Source organism: Clostridium saudiense, from assembly GCF_000577815.1.
In the GTDB taxonomy this organism is placed as follows: Bacteria; Bacillota; Clostridia; order Clostridiales; family Clostridiaceae; genus Clostridium; species Clostridium saudiense.
Map to the genome: position 1 here is coordinate 1 of NZ_CBYM010000028.1, position 17,356 is coordinate 17,356.

A 17,356-nucleotide genomic window follows, 5' to 3' on the forward strand; every position below is an offset into this window, starting at 1 on the left:
ACCAAAGCGACTTTCTTATCTTATCATTCTTGCCGATTCATGTCAACATTTTTTTAAAAAACTTTCAACATTTTTCTTTAAGAAATTTTTCGCTTACTACTAGCATATAAACATATTGTTTTTCTGCCCTCAGCGATGTATCTAATACTACCATGTATTATTTAAAACAAAATATATAATTCAGCTAAATTCTAGAATTAAACTCTTTATTCTATCATTTTATATCATTTTCTTTCTTATTCTAATATTGATACACTAGGATAAGTTTAAGAATAATTTATACTAATATTATAAAATAATAGACGTATCAAGATATCTTATTAATATAAATACCCATTTTCACTTAAAAATATTCATATTACCCTAAAGTTTGATACATCTTCATTTTATAAATTCTATTAATACGTAATTTTCACTAAACAGTTGTATAATGAATCCATTTTCCCTTCCAAACTCTTGGAATAGTCACTAAAGCTTTAAAAAACTCATCACTAGATAAAGTTAAATATACTAAAACAGGATTAAATTTTAATGCAAATGCACAAATAGTCCCTAATACTATTTTTAACCCCCATAAAGTAACAATATCATTTATTGCACAAAACACAGTATCACCAGCACCTCTTAATACACCGGCCAATGTTGTAACTGTTACTGATTGAAATAACAATAAAAATGCAGAAACATATAACATATTTTTAATTAATTCAGCTGTCTCTTTGGAAACTTTTATAAAACTTGGTGCTATTGGCCTAATTGCTATAATACCAATAGCAATAATTATCCCTAAGAAAAAACTAAGCTTAACTAGTAATTTAGAAAAGTTCAATACTTGTTCTTCACGTTCTTTTCCTTCTCCAATTAAATTCCCTACTATAATAGCAGCACCTCCGCCAAATCCCATAATTGCAATACCTGCTAACTGTTGAAGCACACTTATAAAACTATTTGCTGCAATTACACTTGCACCCAATCTTCCAATAATAGCTGCTTGAACAGATATACCTAACCCCCAATTAATTTCGCTTAATAATACTGGTAGGCTATATCTAACAATATGTTTCCAATACATAGATGTCCTTCTAAAAACATCACTTAATTTATACTTAATTTGTTTTTCAATTCCATACATATATATAACTACTAATATACTTTCAAATACTCTACTTATTAAAGTTGCCAGTGCAGCTCCTATAATCTCCAACCTAGGCATCCCCAAGTGCCCAAATATTAATATATAATTTAAAAATACATTTAATATAAATGAAAATCCATAAATACACATGGATACATTTACATTTTGTATACTTCTAAGCCCCATTAAATATACTCCTGTAAATGCAGAGAATACATATGAGAAACCCACTATTCTTAAATACATAGCTCCATATTCAATTACTACTTTTTCATTAGTAAAAATTGATACAACCTCTTTTGGAAAAATGAGTACTACCAAAGATGCTATTAATCCTCCAACAATTGCAATCCTCATCATCAACCCCATTATAGTTTTTATTGATTCGATATCTCTCTTCCCCCAATACTGCGAATTTAAAACCATAGATCCTGATGCTAGTCCAAATATTAAAGTGGTAAAAATAAAATACGGTTGATTTGCTTGTGAAATTCCTGCTAACTGCAACTCATCTATATTTCCAATCATCAATGTATCTGTAACACTTACGCCTACATTAATAAGATTTTGTATTGCTATCGGTATCGCAATAATAAATAATTGAATTAATAAATTTTTATCCTTATTTTTCATCCACACACCTCCTCCCATAAATTATACATTCATAAATTACATAATAATACCATATCTTTTTATTAAAAAAAAGATAGAGACTATTTTATTTAGCACAAAACAATCTCTATCTTACAAACAACTTATTTACACTAACTCTTTTCTTATAAAGCTATTTTTACCAACTTTAAATGGCACTTTAACTTTACACATCATTCCTGGATGTGGACATCCATCTATAGCTTCTCCACCTTCATTATAAATTTCTTCAACCACAAAGCTTTCTCCAAATTCACCAGGAGTTAATATTTCTACTTTATCTCCCTTTATGAATTTATTTCTTTGTTTACATAATGCAATTTGAGTTTCTTCATCATACTCATGTACTATAGCAACAACATCATATTCTCTAACATGATCATTTGTATGATAAATTATTGCATCACTTTTAGGTTCACTAAAGAAGAACCCAGTATTATATTCTCTATGGCTAACTTTGTACATCTCATCTCTTAATTCTTTAGGTAACTTATAATTTTCTGGGTCTTCATAATATAAATCTATAGCCTTTCTATATGCATTCACAACTATAGCAACATAATATTCACTTTTATTTCTTCCTTCTATCTTTAATGATGATATACCTGCTTCTAAAAGTTCTGGTAAATGCTCTATCATACATAAATCCTTTGAATTCATTATATATGTACCATGTTGATCTTCTTCAATAGGGAAATATTGGTTTGGTCTCTTTTCTTCTACTAATGAATATTTCCATCTACAGCTCTGCGCACATGCACCTCTATTCGAATCTCTTCCTGTCATATAACTTGATAATAAACATCTTCCTGAATATGACATACACATTGCTCCATGTACAAAGACTTCTAATTCTAATTCTTCTGGAATATGTTGTCTAATTTCTTTTATTTCTTTTAATGAGCACTCTCTAGCTAAAACTACACGTTCTGCTCCTAAATCATGCCACATATTACACCCTTCATAATTTACTGTATTGGCTTGAGTACTAATATGTATCGGTAAATTAGTATGCTTTTGAACAGTTCTAAATACTCCAAGATCTGATACTAATACCGCATCTACCTTTGCTTCTTCAAGACTTTTTAAAAATTCAGGTAACTTTTCTATTCCTTCATTTCTTGGCATTACATTTACTGTGCAATATATCTTCTTTCCTAAGCTATGAGCTAATTCTGCACCCTCTTTAATCTCTTCAAAAGTAAAGTTTTGAGCTGCAGCTCTTAAAGAAAAGGCTTCACCTCCAAAATATACAGCATCTGCACCATATTGAAATGCAATTTTTAATTTCTCAAGGCTTCCAGCTGGTGCTAAAAGCTCTGGCTTTTTATATTTTATTGACATTATATCTCATCCTTCTATTTAGATTTTTACTTATAATATCATTTTTTATCTTAATAAACAATGTGCAAAAAATGCAAAACACTTTTTTCAGTTAAGAATTAACTATTAACTATTAACTATTATAGTGCCACTATTGTTAAAATTTATATATGCAGTGGTACTTATCATTTTAGCTTTTTTTTATTACAATAATAGTAAAGATGTAAATAAATTCGAGGTGTGATAATGGATAAGATAATGAGACCTGTATGGGCTGAAATAGATTTAGATATAATTGCAAATAATATGAGAAATATAAAAAAATTAGCTGGCGATAAAGAAGTAATGGCTGTTGTTAAAGCAGACTGTTACGGACATGGAGCCTTGGATGTTGCACCTGTTCTTTTAGAAAACGGAGCCTCTAGATTAGCTGTTGCTATGCTTACAGAAGCCATCGAACTAAGAAATAATAATATTACTGCACCTATAATGATTCTTGGTTATACCCCTTTATATTTAGGTGAAGAACTAATTAATTATGATATAGAACAAACAATTTACGATTTAGATTATGCAAAAGAATTATCTGATTTAGCATTAACACTTAATAAAAAAGCAAAAGTTCATATAGCTTTAGATACTGGAATGGGTAGAATCGGGTTTTTACCTTCTCAAGAAAGCTTTAATCAAGTTTGTGAAATTTGCTCATTAAAGGGATTAGATGTCGTTGGTATATTTACCCATTTTTCTAGTGCTGATGAAAAAGATAAAGACTATACTCATTATCAATTTAATCAAATAAGCAGCTTTATTGAAAAACTTACCGAAGTAGGAATAAACATACCTTTAAAACACGCCTCTAATAGTGGAGCAATAATAGATATGCCAAATACCTACTTAGATTCAGTAAGAGCTGGAATTATACTTTATGGATATTATCCATCAAATGAAGTAAATAAAGAAAATTTATCAATACAACCTGCTTTAACTTTAAAAGCCAGAATTGCTCACGTCAAAGAATTAGAGCAAGGCATGTATATTGGATATAATAGAACTTATAAAACAACTAGAAAAAGTATAATTGCTACTATTCCTATAGGATATGCTGATGGATATATCAGAAAATTAAAGTACGAAGCTAAAGTAATTGTTAATGGTAAACTTGCTCCTATAGTAGGCAATATTTGCATGGATCAATTTATGATTGATATTACAGATATCGGAAATGTTAAAAGTGGAGATGAAGTAATTTTACTTGGAAAAACTGATAATATTAAATTTGATGCAGATGATCTTGCCAAATGTTGTGACAGCATTAATTATGAAGTACTTTGTCTTTTAAAGAAAAGAGTTCCTAGGGTTTATATTAAAGATGGTAAAATTTTCGATGTTAAAAATAATGTATAAAAGCCTTAAGTTAAACTTTATTCACAATTTATATAACTATAAAAAGTATGTAGTAATCCTAATATCTACATACTTTTTTAATATATAAGCCCTTATAATTTTTTTATATATTCTCCATATCCTAACTCTTCCATTTTATTCTTATGAATAAATTTTAATGATGCAGAGTTTATACAATATCTTAATCCGCCCAATTCGCTTGGTCCATCTGTAAAAACATGCCCTAAATGCGAATCTGAGTGTGTGCTTCTTACTTCTGTTCTAAACATTCCATGACTAAAATCCTGCTTTTCCTTAATATACCCTTTATTTATTGGCTTTGAAAATGCAGGCCAACCGCATCCTGAGTTAAATTTATCTTTTGAAGAAAATAAAGGTTTTCCACTTACAATATCAACATATATTCCCTCTTCAAAATTATCATCATATTCGTTATCAAAAGGTGGTTCCGTTCCATTTTCTTGAGTAACTTTATACTGAAGAGGTGTTAATATATCTTTAAGCTCACTTTTCCTTTTACTTGAAAGCTTCCAAGCTTCCTCTATAAATTGCTTTCTACCTGACCCTACATAATAAGCTTTATATCTAAAAGGATTTTTCTTGTAATAATCTTGATGATATTCTTCTGCTTTATAAAATTCTTTAGCTTTTAGTATCTTTACTGCTATTGGTTTGTTAAACATCCCACTTTCATTTAATTTTAACTTATAATCTTCTGCAACTCTTCTCTGCTCTTCATCACAATAAAATATAGCAGTTTCATAACTTCTTCCTCTATCATTAAATTGTCCTCCTTCATCAGTAGGATCTATGCTCATAAAAAAGGCTTCTACTAACTCTATATATTTTATAATATCTTCGTCATATGTTACTTCCACAGCTTCATAATGTCCAGTTTCCATCCTACAAACCTGCTCATATGTTGGATTTGCTATATTTCCACCTGTATAACCTACTATAACACTTTTTACACCATCATATGAATCAAAGGGCTTAACCATACACCAAAAACACCCTCCTGCAAAAATAGCTTTCTTTATCTTACTCATACTTATTACCCTCCATGTGAAATATTAATTCTAAACCACTTTATATATTAAAATGCTTCTTAATAAATTTAATCATATTTTCTTTATTTTTCTCCAATTGAATAACTCTATTTACATTGGCTCCTGACGGATGGGGAAATCCTAACAGTATTTGATTTTCTTTAATAATCCCATCTTGTTGAAGCCTTATCAATACTTCTTCAACAGCTTTACCTAACGGTATTAATAATACTTTTTCTGGTTCATTTAGCTTTTTGAACTCATTAATAAAATTATCATATATATATTTCATTAAAAAATCACTTTTTATTAATTTAGGTGTATGACCTGTATAATTTTCCTTCTTTACAAACACAGGATAAGGTATTAGCGATATTGTGTGTAATAAAACATCTCTGTCTCCAAATAACTCTTCACAACTATTTAAACTCAAAACCCTATTAAGTTCTATTTCATCTAACATAGAAATTATATTTTTTCTTAAGCTTCCGCTAAATCTAGCCTCTGATTTGCATTTATATTGTATTTCTTCAATATCATCACTAACCTCTAACCATTTTCTTGCTGTTGATATAGCTGTGCTCATTTGCTGAAACCCTGGTGTTATTCCAACTATAAAAATTTTCGCTTTAGGATTTAGATATTCATTATGTGGTGCATAATATATTTCTATATTATTTTCCTTATCAATAAGAAAGTCTTCAATTAATATTTCATTTTTTAAATACTTATCTTTTATAGGTAGTTTTTTTATTTTATCTTTATACTCGTATAATGTCTTTTTCATAATTACCTCATTTATATATTAAATTGCATAATTAATATTAATATATACTATATACCTTTATTTAATGTAAATACATATTTCAAATACAAGTAAATTATTATAAATTAGATTATGTATTTTATTTCTATTATTCATTCAAAAAAAGACATACAATATCTTTTCTGATATCATATGTCTAAATATTTAACTTTTTTATTGTTTTGTATTAATTTAATATCATTACATCTATCTAATCAGTAAGTTTACTTAACTAAATTTAATATATATTTTAATAAAAAATAATAATTTCAGTTAATACTTCATTATTTTCTATAAAACGTATTTTTTAGTGGTAACTTAGTTCTAAAGATGCCATCCAATTTATAATATGCATTTTGAACTGCAGGAGCTGTTGGAATACATGTAATTTCGCCAACACCTTTTGCTCCAAAAGCTAATTTCGAAGTACTCTTCTCAACAATAATTGGTACTATTTCAGGAACCATAGTTGATCTGAACAACCCTAAAGTTCCAAACTTTGCAGTTGGAATACTCTCCTTTAATGGATAATCTTCAGTTAATGCATATCCAAGTCCCATAACAACTCCTCCTTCAATCTGCCCTTCAACATTCAAAGGATTAATTGCCTTTCCAACATCATGAGCTGCAATAACCTTTTTCAAACTTCCATCTTTATTTAAAATTACAACTTGTGTTGCATATCCATAAGCAACATGACTTATAGGATTATTTTTTTCACTTCCCATTTTATCGGTTTTACCATAATACTCACCATAAAACTCTTGTCCATTAACTGAATTTAAGTCATTTCCTTTAATAGCTGCTTTTAACTTTAATGCTGCTATTCTAGTAGCTTCTCCTGTAAATAAAGTCTGTCTTGAAGCCGTTGATGTTCCTGCGTCAGGAGTCCTTTTCGTATCCGGCTGTATCCAAACTACACTATTTGCATCTATATTTAATACCTCACAAACAATTTGAGTCATTGTTGTTCCTACTCCTTGTCCCATACAAGCTGCAGACGTTCTTATTATTATTTTCCCATTTTGTACTTCTAAAATAGTCCTTCCTATATCAGGTAACCCTACACCTATTCCAGAATTTTTAAATGCACAAGCTATTCCAGCAAATTCACTTTTATAATATTCATCTTTAACAGCAAGTAAAGTATCTTTAAATGCAGTATCACTATCTGCTATTTGCCCATTGGGTAATTCCTGACCTGCTTCTATTGCATTTCTCCATCTTATTTCCCACGGAGATATACCAACTAATTCCGCAAGTTTATTTATATTAGATTCAGTTGCAAATGCTGATTCAGTAACTCCAAATCCTCTAAACGCACCTGCCGGTGGATTATTAGTATATACTGCAATTCCTTCAACCTCTGAATTTTGATAATTATATGGCCCTGCAGCATGAGTACACGCTCTTTGTAACACAGGTCCTCCTAAAGATGCATAAGCACCAGTATCTGCAATTATCTTTGCTTTCATGGCTGTTAATATTCCATTTTCATCACAAGCTGTAGTAAATTCCATTTCCATAGCATGTCTCTTAGGATGAACATTAATGCTTTCAGCCCTAGTTAAAGTCATTTTTACTGGTTTTCCAGTTAAATAAGCAAGAAGTGCTGTATGATGTTGACAACTCATATCTTCCTTACCACCAAAACCGCCTCCAACATACTTTGAAACAACTCTAATTTTATCTATATCAACTCCTAACAAAGATGAAATTTCTCTTAAATCATCATAAACAGATTGAGTACCTGTATAAACTATTAATTCACTATCTGTAGGTATAGCAAGTGCTGATTCCGGTTCTAAAAAAGCATGTTCAGTAAAAGGGACGGAATATTTATTATTAACAATAAATTTAGATTTTTTTAATGCTTCATCTACATTTCCTCTTTTCAAAATCTCTCTTGCTAAAACATTACCGTCACTATGAAGTTTTGGTGCATCTTTTTCTAAAGCCTCATTCGGCGAAGTTATTGGTTTCAATTTTTCAAAATCAACTTTAATCAACCCCATTGCTTTTCTTGCAATCTCTTCGCTTTCAGCTGCAATTAACGCTATTGCATCACCAATATATCTAGTTTCCTCACCTATATCAATTAATGCTGGCCAATCTTTTTTTAAATGCCCACAAAATCTATTTCCTGGTATATCTTTAGCTGTTACTACTTTAATTACTCCTTTTATCTGTAAAGCCTCGTTATAATCAATATTTTTTATTAGAATTCTAGGATATTTAGGCCTAAGTGCTACCCCATATAACATTCCCTTAATCTTCAAATCATCACAGTATCCATCTAAGGCTAATACCTTATTTTCAGCATCTACTTTTCCCAACGAATCTCCTATTAGTCCTTTGCATTTAGTTAATGGAATTTCTTTATTATCTCTTATTATTTCAGCTACCATTAATATTGCTTCTTCGATTTTTTTATATCCTGTACATCTGCATATATTTCCAACAAGTGCCTTCTTCACATCATTTAATGAAGGATTTAATGTTTTATTAAATAATCCTACTGCACTTATAACCATTCCTGGTATACAAAATCCACACTGAACCGCACCAGCTTTAGTAAAAGCATATGCAAATGCTTTCCTATACTTCTGACTTAATCCTTCTATCGTTATTACATTTTTTCCTTCAAGTTTTTTACCCTTTACAATGCATGATTTTGTTGCCTTACCATCAATTAGAACCATGCATGCACCACAAGCCCCTTCATTACATCCATTTTTTACAGAAACTAAGTTCTCATTTTCTCTTAAATACTTTATTAACTTTTCTTCTTCACTTATCCACTTAAGTTGACCATTTAGAAAAAAACTAACCATATTTTTATTCGATTAGCAAATCTCAAGCATAATATATTCATGCTTAGCTCTGAATCTCGCTACCTCCATTATTTTTCCTCCTATATCCTCTTCCAAAGCTTTTCTGCAATATTGATTGATTCTCTACAAATCTTTTCTTCATCAATACTAACTATCTTCCTATCTTTCATAACAACTTTTCCATTAATTATAGTTGTATCAACAGATTTTCCTGAAATTCCGAACAATACGTGTCCAAAATAATTATTCTTATTCATAGGAGTAAATGGCTTATAATCTACAATGATTAGATCTGCATACGCTCCCTTCTTTAATACCCCTAGTGGTTTCTCAAAAAATCTTGAAGCAATTTTAATATTATTTTTTAATGCCATTTGTTTAGTTTCCATAAATCCACTATTATAGTCACCAAAATGGTATTTGTTAATAAGATTTTCTACCTTCATTGACTCAAAAATATCACTTGTATATCCATCTGTCCCAATTCCTAATACTATCTCTTTATCTAACATACTCTTAATAGCCGCGACCCCTACTCCATTAGCCATATTAGACTCTGGATTGTTAACAACCATAGTTTTTGTATCTTTCAATATATCTAATTCTTCATCATCTATATATAAACAATGAGCTGCAATAGTCTTTTCTCCTAATATACCGAAATCATCTAATCTTTTTACTATTCTCTTTTTATATAATTTCAAACTGTTTTCTAAGTCTTCTTTTCCTTCTGCAACATGAATGTGATACCCTGTATCAATACCTTCCATGGCCTTAACACATTTATTTAAAGTTCCATCACTTAATGTAAAAGCCGCGTGCATTCCAAACATGCCTTTAGTCATATCATCTTGTTTCTTTTCTGCATACTTTATAAAATCAATATTTTCTTTAATCGCAAGATCTAAAACCCTATTTCCATCTCTATCTGAAACTTCATAACAATAACATCCTCTAATTCCTAATTCATCTGCAACATTAGAAATCGTAGGTAAACTTCCACTTATACTCATAGGGCTTGAATTATGATCAAAAACTGTTGTAACTCCATTTTTAATACATTCAATAAATGCTGTATATGCACTATATCTTAAATCTTCTAATGTTAGCTTCTTATCAAGCTTCCACCAAACATTTTTCAATATATCAGTAAATGACTGTAGCTTCTCATTTTTAAAGTCTAGTCCCCTTGCAAATTCACTATATATATGATGGTGAGTATTTATCATACCTGGCATAATAATCTTACCCTCTGCATCTATATACTCATGTTCATTATCTTCATACTTACATTTAATTAATGATGTATCACCAACCTCTTTAATTGTATTCCCCTCAATAACAATACATCCATTTTCTATAATTCTTTCATTTTCATCATTTGTAATAACCCTTCCATTTCCAATTAAAATCATACCTATACCCACCTTCTTTACATACTCCACTTTATTTTTCAGTTATTTCCACATACTTATCATAACTTCTTTACGCTTCTATTAATCTGCTTTTACTTTTGTACTAAAATTAACAATTCTAGTTCCTGTTTTACCTAAAATTCCTTCTTTAGCCTTTTCCAATAAAGTAATTATTGAATATCTATCTTTTCTTGATTCTACAAATTCTATTGCAGCCTCTACTTTAGGCTTCATAGACCCAGGAGCAAAATACCCGCTCTTAAGAAATAACTTCATTTCATTAACATTTACTTCATTTAACCACTGCTCATCCTTTTTTCCAAAATTTATTGCAACCTTTTCTACCGCAGTTAGAATAACTAAACAATCAGCATTTATTTCTTTTGCTAAAACCGCACTTGCATAATCTTTATCAACTACAGCTCCAACCCCCTTTAAATGATTGCCTTTAGAAATTACAGGAATACCTCCACCTCCACAAGCTATTACAACTTGATTATTTTCTATTAGCGCTTTTATCGTTTCAATTTCTACTATTCGAATAGGTTTAGGTGATGCTATAACTCTTCTATATCCTCTACCACTATCTTCTATAACCTTCTTACCCTCTTTTACAATGCTATCTGCTTCCTTTTTAGTCATAAAGGCGCCTATTGGCTTAGTTGGATTTTCAAATGCTTTGTCTCTTTCATCAACTTCAACTTGGGTAATTATAGTTGCTACACCTTTATTTATATTTCTATTTAATAACTCTTCCCTTATTGCATTCTGTAAGTCATACCCTATATATCCTTGGCTCATTGCTACGCACACTGACATTGGACATATAGAATATTTCATATTTGTTTTATGAAATTCAGTCATTGCACTATTAATCATCCCAACTTGAGGACCATTTCCATGAGATATAATTACCTCATCCCCTTCTTCAATTAAGTCAACTATTGCTTTAGCTGTTGATTTTACTGCTATCATTTGCGCTTCTAATGTATCCCCTAATGCATTTCCACCTAGCGCAATAACTATCCTTTTTTTCATTATATTCACCACCTTTACTATCCATAAATTTATATCTATTTCGCTAATTGATATTTTCTATAGTAAAAGATATTTTTATTTCAAATATCTTTCTATTCCTCTTGTCTCTAAATTTCTTAATGCTTCTTGTGGATTTTTCATCTTACTTAAGAAAATCATAGAAGCAATAATATAAGGCTTATAGCTTGCTTCTTTATATAATAAATTCCTATATCTATCAAATACTGAAGCTTCAACCTCACCACTTTCACAACTTACTCCACTAATATCAGCTGGTAAGCAATGAAGATAAATAGCTTTTCCATTCTTAGTAGTCTTCATTAATTCCTCAGTACATTGCCAATCCTTATGTTTTGCATTTTGAGATAACAATTCTTTTTCTAGCTCATTTATTCCATTACTATCACCTTTTCCATATAAATCTGTACGCTTTTCCATAGCTATATAAGGTGCCCAGCTTTTTGGATAAACTATATCTGCATCTTTAAATGCTTCCTTCATAGAATTAGTTTTTGTAAATGATCCACCTGAAGCTTTAGCATTTTTATAAGCTATTTCTTCAACACTATTCATTACTTCATATCCTTCTGGATGTGCTAATACTACATCCATCCCCAATCTAGTCATTAAACCAATTACCCCTTGTGGTACTGATAAAGGCTTACCATATGATGGTGAATATGCCCATGTCATAGCAACCTTTTTACCTTTTAAATTTTCTATTCCTCCAAATTCATTAATTAAATGAAGAGTATCTGCCATAACTTGTGTTGGATGGTCTATATCACATTGAAGATTAATTAAAGTTGGTATTTGCTCTAGGCACCCACTTTTATAACCCTCTCTAACTGCTTCTGATACAGTTCTCATATAAGTATTTCCTTTACCTATATACATATCATCACGAATTCCTATTACATCAGACATGAAAGAAATCATATTAGCAGTTTCTCTTACTGTTTCACCATGAGCAATTTGTGATTTTCCTTCATCTAAATCTTGTACTTTAAGTCCTAGTAAATTACAGGCAGAAGCAAAACTAAATCTTGTCCTAGTTGAGTTATCCCTAAAAAGCGAAACTCCCAATCCACTATCAAAAATCTTAGGAGATATATTATTTTCTCTTAATCTTTTTAAAGCCTCTGCAACTGTAAAAACAGCCTTTATTTCATCATCAGTTTTTTCCCATGTTAACAGAAAATCGTTATTATACATCTCTTTAAAATTTAATTCATTTAATTTATTAATAAATGTTTCCATCAATTCCATCCCTAATATCTCCTTATTATTTGTTATTACAATAAATAGTTGGTATTGCAGCATAAACTGCTGCACATTTAACTAAATCAGCTTTCCAAGTTTTTTCATTAGGAGCATGTGCTTCTTCTTCCTTTCCTGGCCCAAATCCAATACAAGGTATACCAAATCTACCCATTATAGATACTCCATTAGTTGAAAATGTCCATTTATCAATCTTTGGAGTTCCATACATTCCTTCAAAAGCCTTTACTACAGCTTTTGTTGCAGGTGCTTCTTCTGGAATTACCCATGTTGGGAAATAACAATCCGTTGGATAAACAACTTTTGTATAGCTTGGCCTCTTATACTTATACATTGTTACTTTAGCATTATATTTTTTTACAAATGGTAAATTTCTTACCTCTTCTAACGCCATTTCATAAGTTTCACCATCTGTTAATCGTCTATCTAATGAAATTGCACACATATCTGCCACTGCACATCTTGAAGGCGAACTAAAGAATATCTCTGAAACGGTTATTGTTCCTTTACCTAAAAATTCATCATAATGAAGATTATCATTTAACATTCTTACTTCTTGAAGTATATCCGACATTTTATAAATGGCATTATCTCCACGTTCAGGTGCTGAACCATGACATGATATTCCCTTTACCTCAACTCTTATTTCCATTCGTCCACGTTGCCCTCTATATATATTCCCATTTGTTGGTTCTGTAATTACTACAAATTCTGGTCTTACCTTATCCTCATTATAAATATACTGCCAGCATAACCCATCACAATCTTCTTCTTGAACTGTTCCTGTTACCAATACAGTATATTTATCACTTAAAAGCCCTAAGTCTTTCATAATTTTTGCTCCATAAGTTGCTGCTACAATTCCACCTAGTTGGTCAGAAGCTCCTCTTCCACCTATTTCTTCATCATTTTCATACCCTTTATAAGGATCAAATTTCCAATTACTCAATTCTCCTAATCCAACTGTATCAATATGGCCATCAAATCCTATCAATTTTTCTCCATTACCCATATATCCTAAAATATTGCCCATTCCATCAATTACGATCTTATCAAATCCTAACTTTTCCATTTCCTTATATATTCTTTTTATAACTTCTTCTTCCCCACAACTTTCCCCAGGTATAGCTATTAGGTCCCTTAAAAATCTACTCATATCCTTTTTATAGCCTTCAGCTTTTAATTTTATTTCTTTAAAATCCATAGTATCCTCCTTATATAATAAAGTAGTTACTAATTCCTTATGCTTAGATTGTCTTCAATATACATTCATTAACATTACGAAGTTTTATTTTTTATGTGAATCTTTTATTTTATGGAATTTTAAAACCTTAAAGTAAAGTTAAAATACTTATCAAAATTAGACATATGTTATATTAAATTTTAAAATTGTGTTTATTTTTAATAATATTTACTTATACTAATGTTAATATTTTAAATATCAAAGGAGTAATTTCTATGAGTAAAATGAAAAATATATCTGATTTAAAAGATGTTCAAATGAAATCCTGCACTAAATTTGCTAAAAATTCTAAAGAACCTAATGATGGATATTTTATAGAAAAAGACCCTAATGATAGCTTTAGTTCTGAAGGAACTGTAAGATATGGCGAAGAACAAGATGTTGATGATTTATAAATTTGTATAAAAAAATAAGGTATAAGAAAACTACATAATAGTTTTCTTATACCTTTTTAAACATTATTTCTTCTTTTTAAACATAAATACACCAGCTACTATAACAACCAATGCTAATATTACTACTATAGCTGCAGAATTATCACCAGTTTGTGGTAATGAATTTGAATTATCTACATTATTACTATTGTTTGCATCATTGTTACTTTCATTATTGCCATTGGTATTATTACTTGTATTATTGTCTCCACTATTTTCTGGAGTATTTTCCGGCTCTACAACTACTGAATCATTAATTACTTCTTGTACAGTTACTGTTATAGTCTTAGTTGTGCTCGCACCTTCACTATCTATAACTTTATATACTACCTTATATTCTCCAGCCTTTGTTGTATCCACTGTATTTTCTATAACTTTAATAGTTGATGTTATATCTCCATCTTCTTTATCAGTTGCAGTAATATTGTTCATAACTTCAAAGTTGTCTCCAACATTTATTGTTACATCTTCTGCTGATATCATTGGAGCACTATTTATTACTGTTAATTTTGGATTAACTGTTACTTTACATTCTACTTCAATATCACCACATTTTACAGTTATTACTGTAGTACCAACCCCTATAGCCTCTACATTTCCACTTTCATCCACTGTAGCGACATTATTATCTTTTGATTCAAATGTTACAGTCTTATCAGTAGCTTCTTCTGGTCCTACTGTAGATATAATTATTTTTTTATCCCCAACTGTTAACATCATTTCATTAACATCTATTATTAATGATGTAACAGGTACAAATTTGCCATAAAGATCATGTATATTAATACTTGATTCCTCTGATCTAGGATTCCAATTATCTTTAAATGCAGCTTCACCATTTACTGTTGCAGCACTTGATCCAAATGCCTTTTCTAATGTATACTTTGCAGCTTCATCAACAGATAATACTTTTCTAGTATCACTTAATTTTGCACCTGGTCCAAAACTTCCAAATTCACTAAAATCAGCTGTTGCTGCTAATGAATCTCCCATATCGTCCCATCCTTTTGTTGTTATATGATCTCCCATATAACAATTTACATAAGTAACTGCTGGAGTCATTGGTTGTGTTTGACTACTTGATCTCCATGGTCTACCTAATGAAACAGTACTATCAGCTATATCATCAAGTCCTATTAATCTTGAATTCATTATTAAATATCCATAGTTATCTTTATCCCAAGTATCTGCTGCTGTTACATAACCATTGTTAGTAGTTGATTCTCTATTTACTGATGCAATATCACAATCATCAAACACAGCTTGTGCACGACCAAATATAAAATCAACATCACCTTCTATGTAACATTTATAATAATATTGTCTTGCTGGAACTGATGCACTTGCATCTGCTAGTAAGGTATCTTGATTTCCAATAAATCTAGTATTAATAAAAATACTTTCATCTGCTTGATTATTTAACGCAACTGCTTGCTCATTATTATTTCCTTGTTCTACAAATGAGTTTTCTATAGTTAAATTTTCAGCTGTAAAGCCTATAGCCTTTGATTTAACAGTTATAGATGCACTTCCACTTGTTCCATAATTTTTTCCTGTATTAGGATTTATAGTTCCATTAGCTGCATCATACGTTAATATAGTCTTTTCACTATCTTCACCAATTAAACTTATATAAGGTGATTGAATTGTTACCTTTTCTTCATAAGTTCCATTCTTAACTAATATAACTTTTCTTTCAGTATTTTTTGTACTTATTGAATTAATTGCTTCAGTAACTGTACTATAAGTCTGCTTATCATTTACTAATTCACCTGACTTACCATCATATTTACTATCTACAACTATATCATATCCATCATTAGTTAAATAAACTATATTATAGCTTTTTAAAGTTGTCTTACCATCATTAGTTGTTTGATATATTTGTATATCATTTCTACCTTGATTTAATTTAATTGATACTTCAAAAACCTCATTTGTAGCTTTTGCTTCTGAATCAATTAAAACTTTTCCATTTTGCTTTATCGTTATTGTTCCATCTTTATCTGTATATCCTGCTATGTTTACCTTTGAACTAAATACAGTATCATTTGGCTCTTCGGTCATAGTAAACTTTGCAGCATTTTCTTCATATTGAAGATTTAATGGATTACTATTGTTAGGTAATGCTCTTACAATTTGTGAATCATTACTTGTTCCCTCTTCATTTGCAGCAATTACCTTATAGAAGTAATTTGTAAAGTTTGTAACATTATTATCAACATAATTGTTTTCTATTTTGATTTCCAGAACCAGTTACAGTTAGTACTTTTGTATCTTTGTCAAAATTGACATTTCCATTATTAGCATTATTTTTTCCAATAGCTACATTAGTAAATCCTGTGGGTAAATAACTTAACATTTCTTCACTATATACATTTATGCTTGGCACAATAAATGTAACCATAAACATACACGTAACAATAAAGCTTAAGCTTTTACTTTTTAGAAATTTTTTCATTTTTATTTCCCATTCTTCTTTCGTTTTTGTTTATATTTTTGCAAATATAAAAACCGGCTATTATCTAAAAATTTAGATTATAGCCGGTTGCACTAATAACTCAATACATTCCAAGTGCCCATATACAGAATATACATCATAGCTTCTATTTTTTATCTTACTTAAAACATAATACTATACAAAAATTACTTAGTCCACAACCCCCATCCAGTGAATCAATGGTTGTTTATCCATAATTTGTATTATAAATTACATCTAAGGCTATTTAGAATTGTATTAA

The 17,356-nt window shown here is 30.0% G+C and carries 13 protein-coding genes and 1 riboswitch; of the genes, 2 read left to right on the forward strand and 11 right to left on the reverse strand.

From position 1 onward, the window contains the following. Window positions 1-415 precede the first annotated feature (415 nt). Window positions 416-1,768: an MATE family efflux transporter gene (locus TY07_RS12470; protein WP_042400412.1), complete on the reverse strand. Its 1,353-nt coding sequence runs from the start codon at window positions 1,766-1,768 to the stop codon at window positions 416-418. A gap of 126 nt (window positions 1,769-1,894) precedes the next feature. After that, a complete protein-coding gene (locus TY07_RS12475; protein ID WP_042400415.1) occupies window positions 1,895-3,130 on the reverse strand; it encodes a peptidase U32 family protein in 1,236 nt (411 codons plus the stop codon). Window positions 3,131-3,355: 225 nt separating this feature from the next. Here TY07_RS12475 and alr point away from each other — a divergent pair, with 225 nt between their 5' ends. Further along, window positions 3,356-4,516, forward strand: a complete 1,161-nt coding sequence (gene alr / locus TY07_RS12480; protein WP_042400418.1) for an alanine racemase — start codon at window positions 3,356-3,358, stop codon at window positions 4,514-4,516. A 92-nt stretch (window positions 4,517-4,608) separates the two neighbouring features. Here the strand turns inward: alr and msrB are convergent, their stop codons facing one another. From msrB to TY07_RS12515, 7 genes are all read right to left on the reverse strand, one after another. Continuing rightward, window positions 4,609-5,565: a peptide-methionine (R)-S-oxide reductase MsrB gene (gene msrB, locus TY07_RS12485; RefSeq protein WP_156327493.1), complete on the reverse strand. Its 957-nt coding sequence runs from the start codon at window positions 5,563-5,565 to the stop codon at window positions 4,609-4,611. Window positions 5,566-5,605: 40 nt separating this feature from the next. Beyond that, on the reverse strand, window positions 5,606-6,352 hold the full coding sequence (locus TY07_RS12490; protein ID WP_042400421.1) for a hypothetical protein: 747 nt from the start codon (window positions 6,350-6,352) through the stop codon (window positions 5,606-5,608). A 302-nt stretch (window positions 6,353-6,654) separates the two neighbouring features. Next, window positions 6,655-9,204: a selenium-dependent xanthine dehydrogenase gene (gene xdh / locus TY07_RS12495; RefSeq protein WP_042400424.1), complete on the reverse strand. Its 2,550-nt coding sequence runs from the start codon at window positions 9,202-9,204 to the stop codon at window positions 6,655-6,657. An 80-nt stretch (window positions 9,205-9,284) separates the two neighbouring features. After that, window positions 9,285-10,619 (reverse strand): putative aminohydrolase SsnA, encoded by a 1,335-nt coding sequence (gene ssnA, locus TY07_RS12500; protein WP_042400427.1) that lies wholly within the window; start codon window positions 10,617-10,619, stop codon window positions 9,285-9,287. Between the two features lie 81 nt (window positions 10,620-10,700). Further along, complete coding sequence (arcC, locus tag TY07_RS12505; protein WP_042400429.1) at window positions 10,701-11,657, reverse strand: carbamate kinase; 957 nt, start codon at window positions 11,655-11,657, stop codon at window positions 10,701-10,703. A gap of 75 nt (window positions 11,658-11,732) precedes the next feature. Beyond that, window positions 11,733-12,926, reverse strand: coding sequence for a knotted carbamoyltransferase YgeW (ygeW, locus tag TY07_RS12510; protein ID WP_042400432.1), 1,194 nt, complete (start codon window positions 12,924-12,926; stop codon window positions 11,733-11,735). Window positions 12,927-12,942: 16 nt separating this feature from the next. Then, entirely contained in the window at window positions 12,943-14,142 is a 1,200-nt protein-coding gene (locus TY07_RS12515; RefSeq protein ID WP_042400437.1) for a YgeY family selenium metabolism-linked hydrolase, read from the reverse strand. 254 nt (window positions 14,143-14,396) lie between these two features. Here TY07_RS12515 and TY07_RS12520 point away from each other — a divergent pair, with 254 nt between their 5' ends. Next, on the forward strand, window positions 14,397-14,576 hold the full coding sequence (locus tag TY07_RS12520) for a hypothetical protein (RefSeq protein WP_042400440.1): 180 nt from the start codon (window positions 14,397-14,399) through the stop codon (window positions 14,574-14,576). A 63-nt stretch (window positions 14,577-14,639) separates the two neighbouring features. Here TY07_RS12520 and TY07_RS17395 read toward each other — a convergent pair whose 3' ends face one another. After that, window positions 14,640-16,682, reverse strand: a complete 2,043-nt coding sequence (locus tag TY07_RS17395) for a pectinesterase family protein (RefSeq protein WP_052330721.1) — start codon at window positions 16,680-16,682, stop codon at window positions 14,640-14,642. Between the two features lie 151 nt (window positions 16,683-16,833). Beyond that, the gene (locus tag TY07_RS12535; RefSeq protein ID WP_042400443.1) at window positions 16,834-17,076 is read right to left on the reverse strand and encodes a hypothetical protein; all 243 of its coding nucleotides are present in this window, start codon (window positions 17,074-17,076) and stop codon (window positions 16,834-16,836) included. Between the two features lie 72 nt (window positions 17,077-17,148). Further along, window positions 17,149-17,232, reverse strand: a riboswitch (cyclic di-GMP riboswitch). Window positions 17,233-17,356 lie beyond the last annotated feature (124 nt).

What these genes read in the sequence shown, in the direction of transcription:
- TY07_RS12470 (WP_042400412.1), bottom strand. Translation starts at nt 1,768, where the DNA reads ATGAAAAATAAGGATAAAAATTTATTAATTCAATTATTTATTATTGCG.
- TY07_RS12475 (WP_042400415.1), bottom strand. Translation starts at nt 3,130, where the DNA reads ATGTCAATAAAATATAAAAAGCCAGAGCTTTTAGCACCAGCTGGAAGC.
- alr (WP_042400418.1), top strand. Translation starts at nt 3,356, where the DNA reads ATGGATAAGATAATGAGACCTGTATGGGCTGAAATAGATTTAGATATA.
- msrB (WP_156327493.1), bottom strand. Translation starts at nt 5,565, where the DNA reads ATGAGTAAGATAAAGAAAGCTATTTTTGCAGGAGGGTGTTTTTGGTGT.
- TY07_RS12490 (WP_042400421.1), bottom strand. Translation starts at nt 6,352, where the DNA reads ATGAAAAAGACATTATACGAGTATAAAGATAAAATAAAAAAACTACCT.
- xdh (WP_042400424.1), bottom strand. Translation starts at nt 9,204, where the DNA reads ATGGTTAGTTTTTTTCTAAATGGTCAACTTAAGTGGATAAGTGAAGAA.
- ssnA (WP_042400427.1), bottom strand. Translation starts at nt 10,619, where the DNA reads ATGATTTTAATTGGAAATGGAAGGGTTATTACAAATGATGAAAATGAA.
- arcC (WP_042400429.1), bottom strand. Translation starts at nt 11,657, where the DNA reads ATGAAAAAAAGGATAGTTATTGCGCTAGGTGGAAATGCATTAGGGGAT.
- ygeW (WP_042400432.1), bottom strand. Translation starts at nt 12,926, where the DNA reads ATGGAATTGATGGAAACATTTATTAATAAATTAAATGAATTAAATTTT.
- TY07_RS12515 (WP_042400437.1), bottom strand. Translation starts at nt 14,142, where the DNA reads ATGGATTTTAAAGAAATAAAATTAAAAGCTGAAGGCTATAAAAAGGAT.
- TY07_RS12520 (WP_042400440.1), top strand. Translation starts at nt 14,397, where the DNA reads ATGAGTAAAATGAAAAATATATCTGATTTAAAAGATGTTCAAATGAAA.
- TY07_RS17395 (WP_052330721.1), bottom strand. Translation starts at nt 16,682, where the DNA reads ATGACCGAAGAGCCAAATGATACTGTATTTAGTTCAAAGGTAAACATA.
- TY07_RS12535 (WP_042400443.1), bottom strand. Translation starts at nt 17,076, where the DNA reads ATGAAAAAATTTCTAAAAAGTAAAAGCTTAAGCTTTATTGTTACGTGT.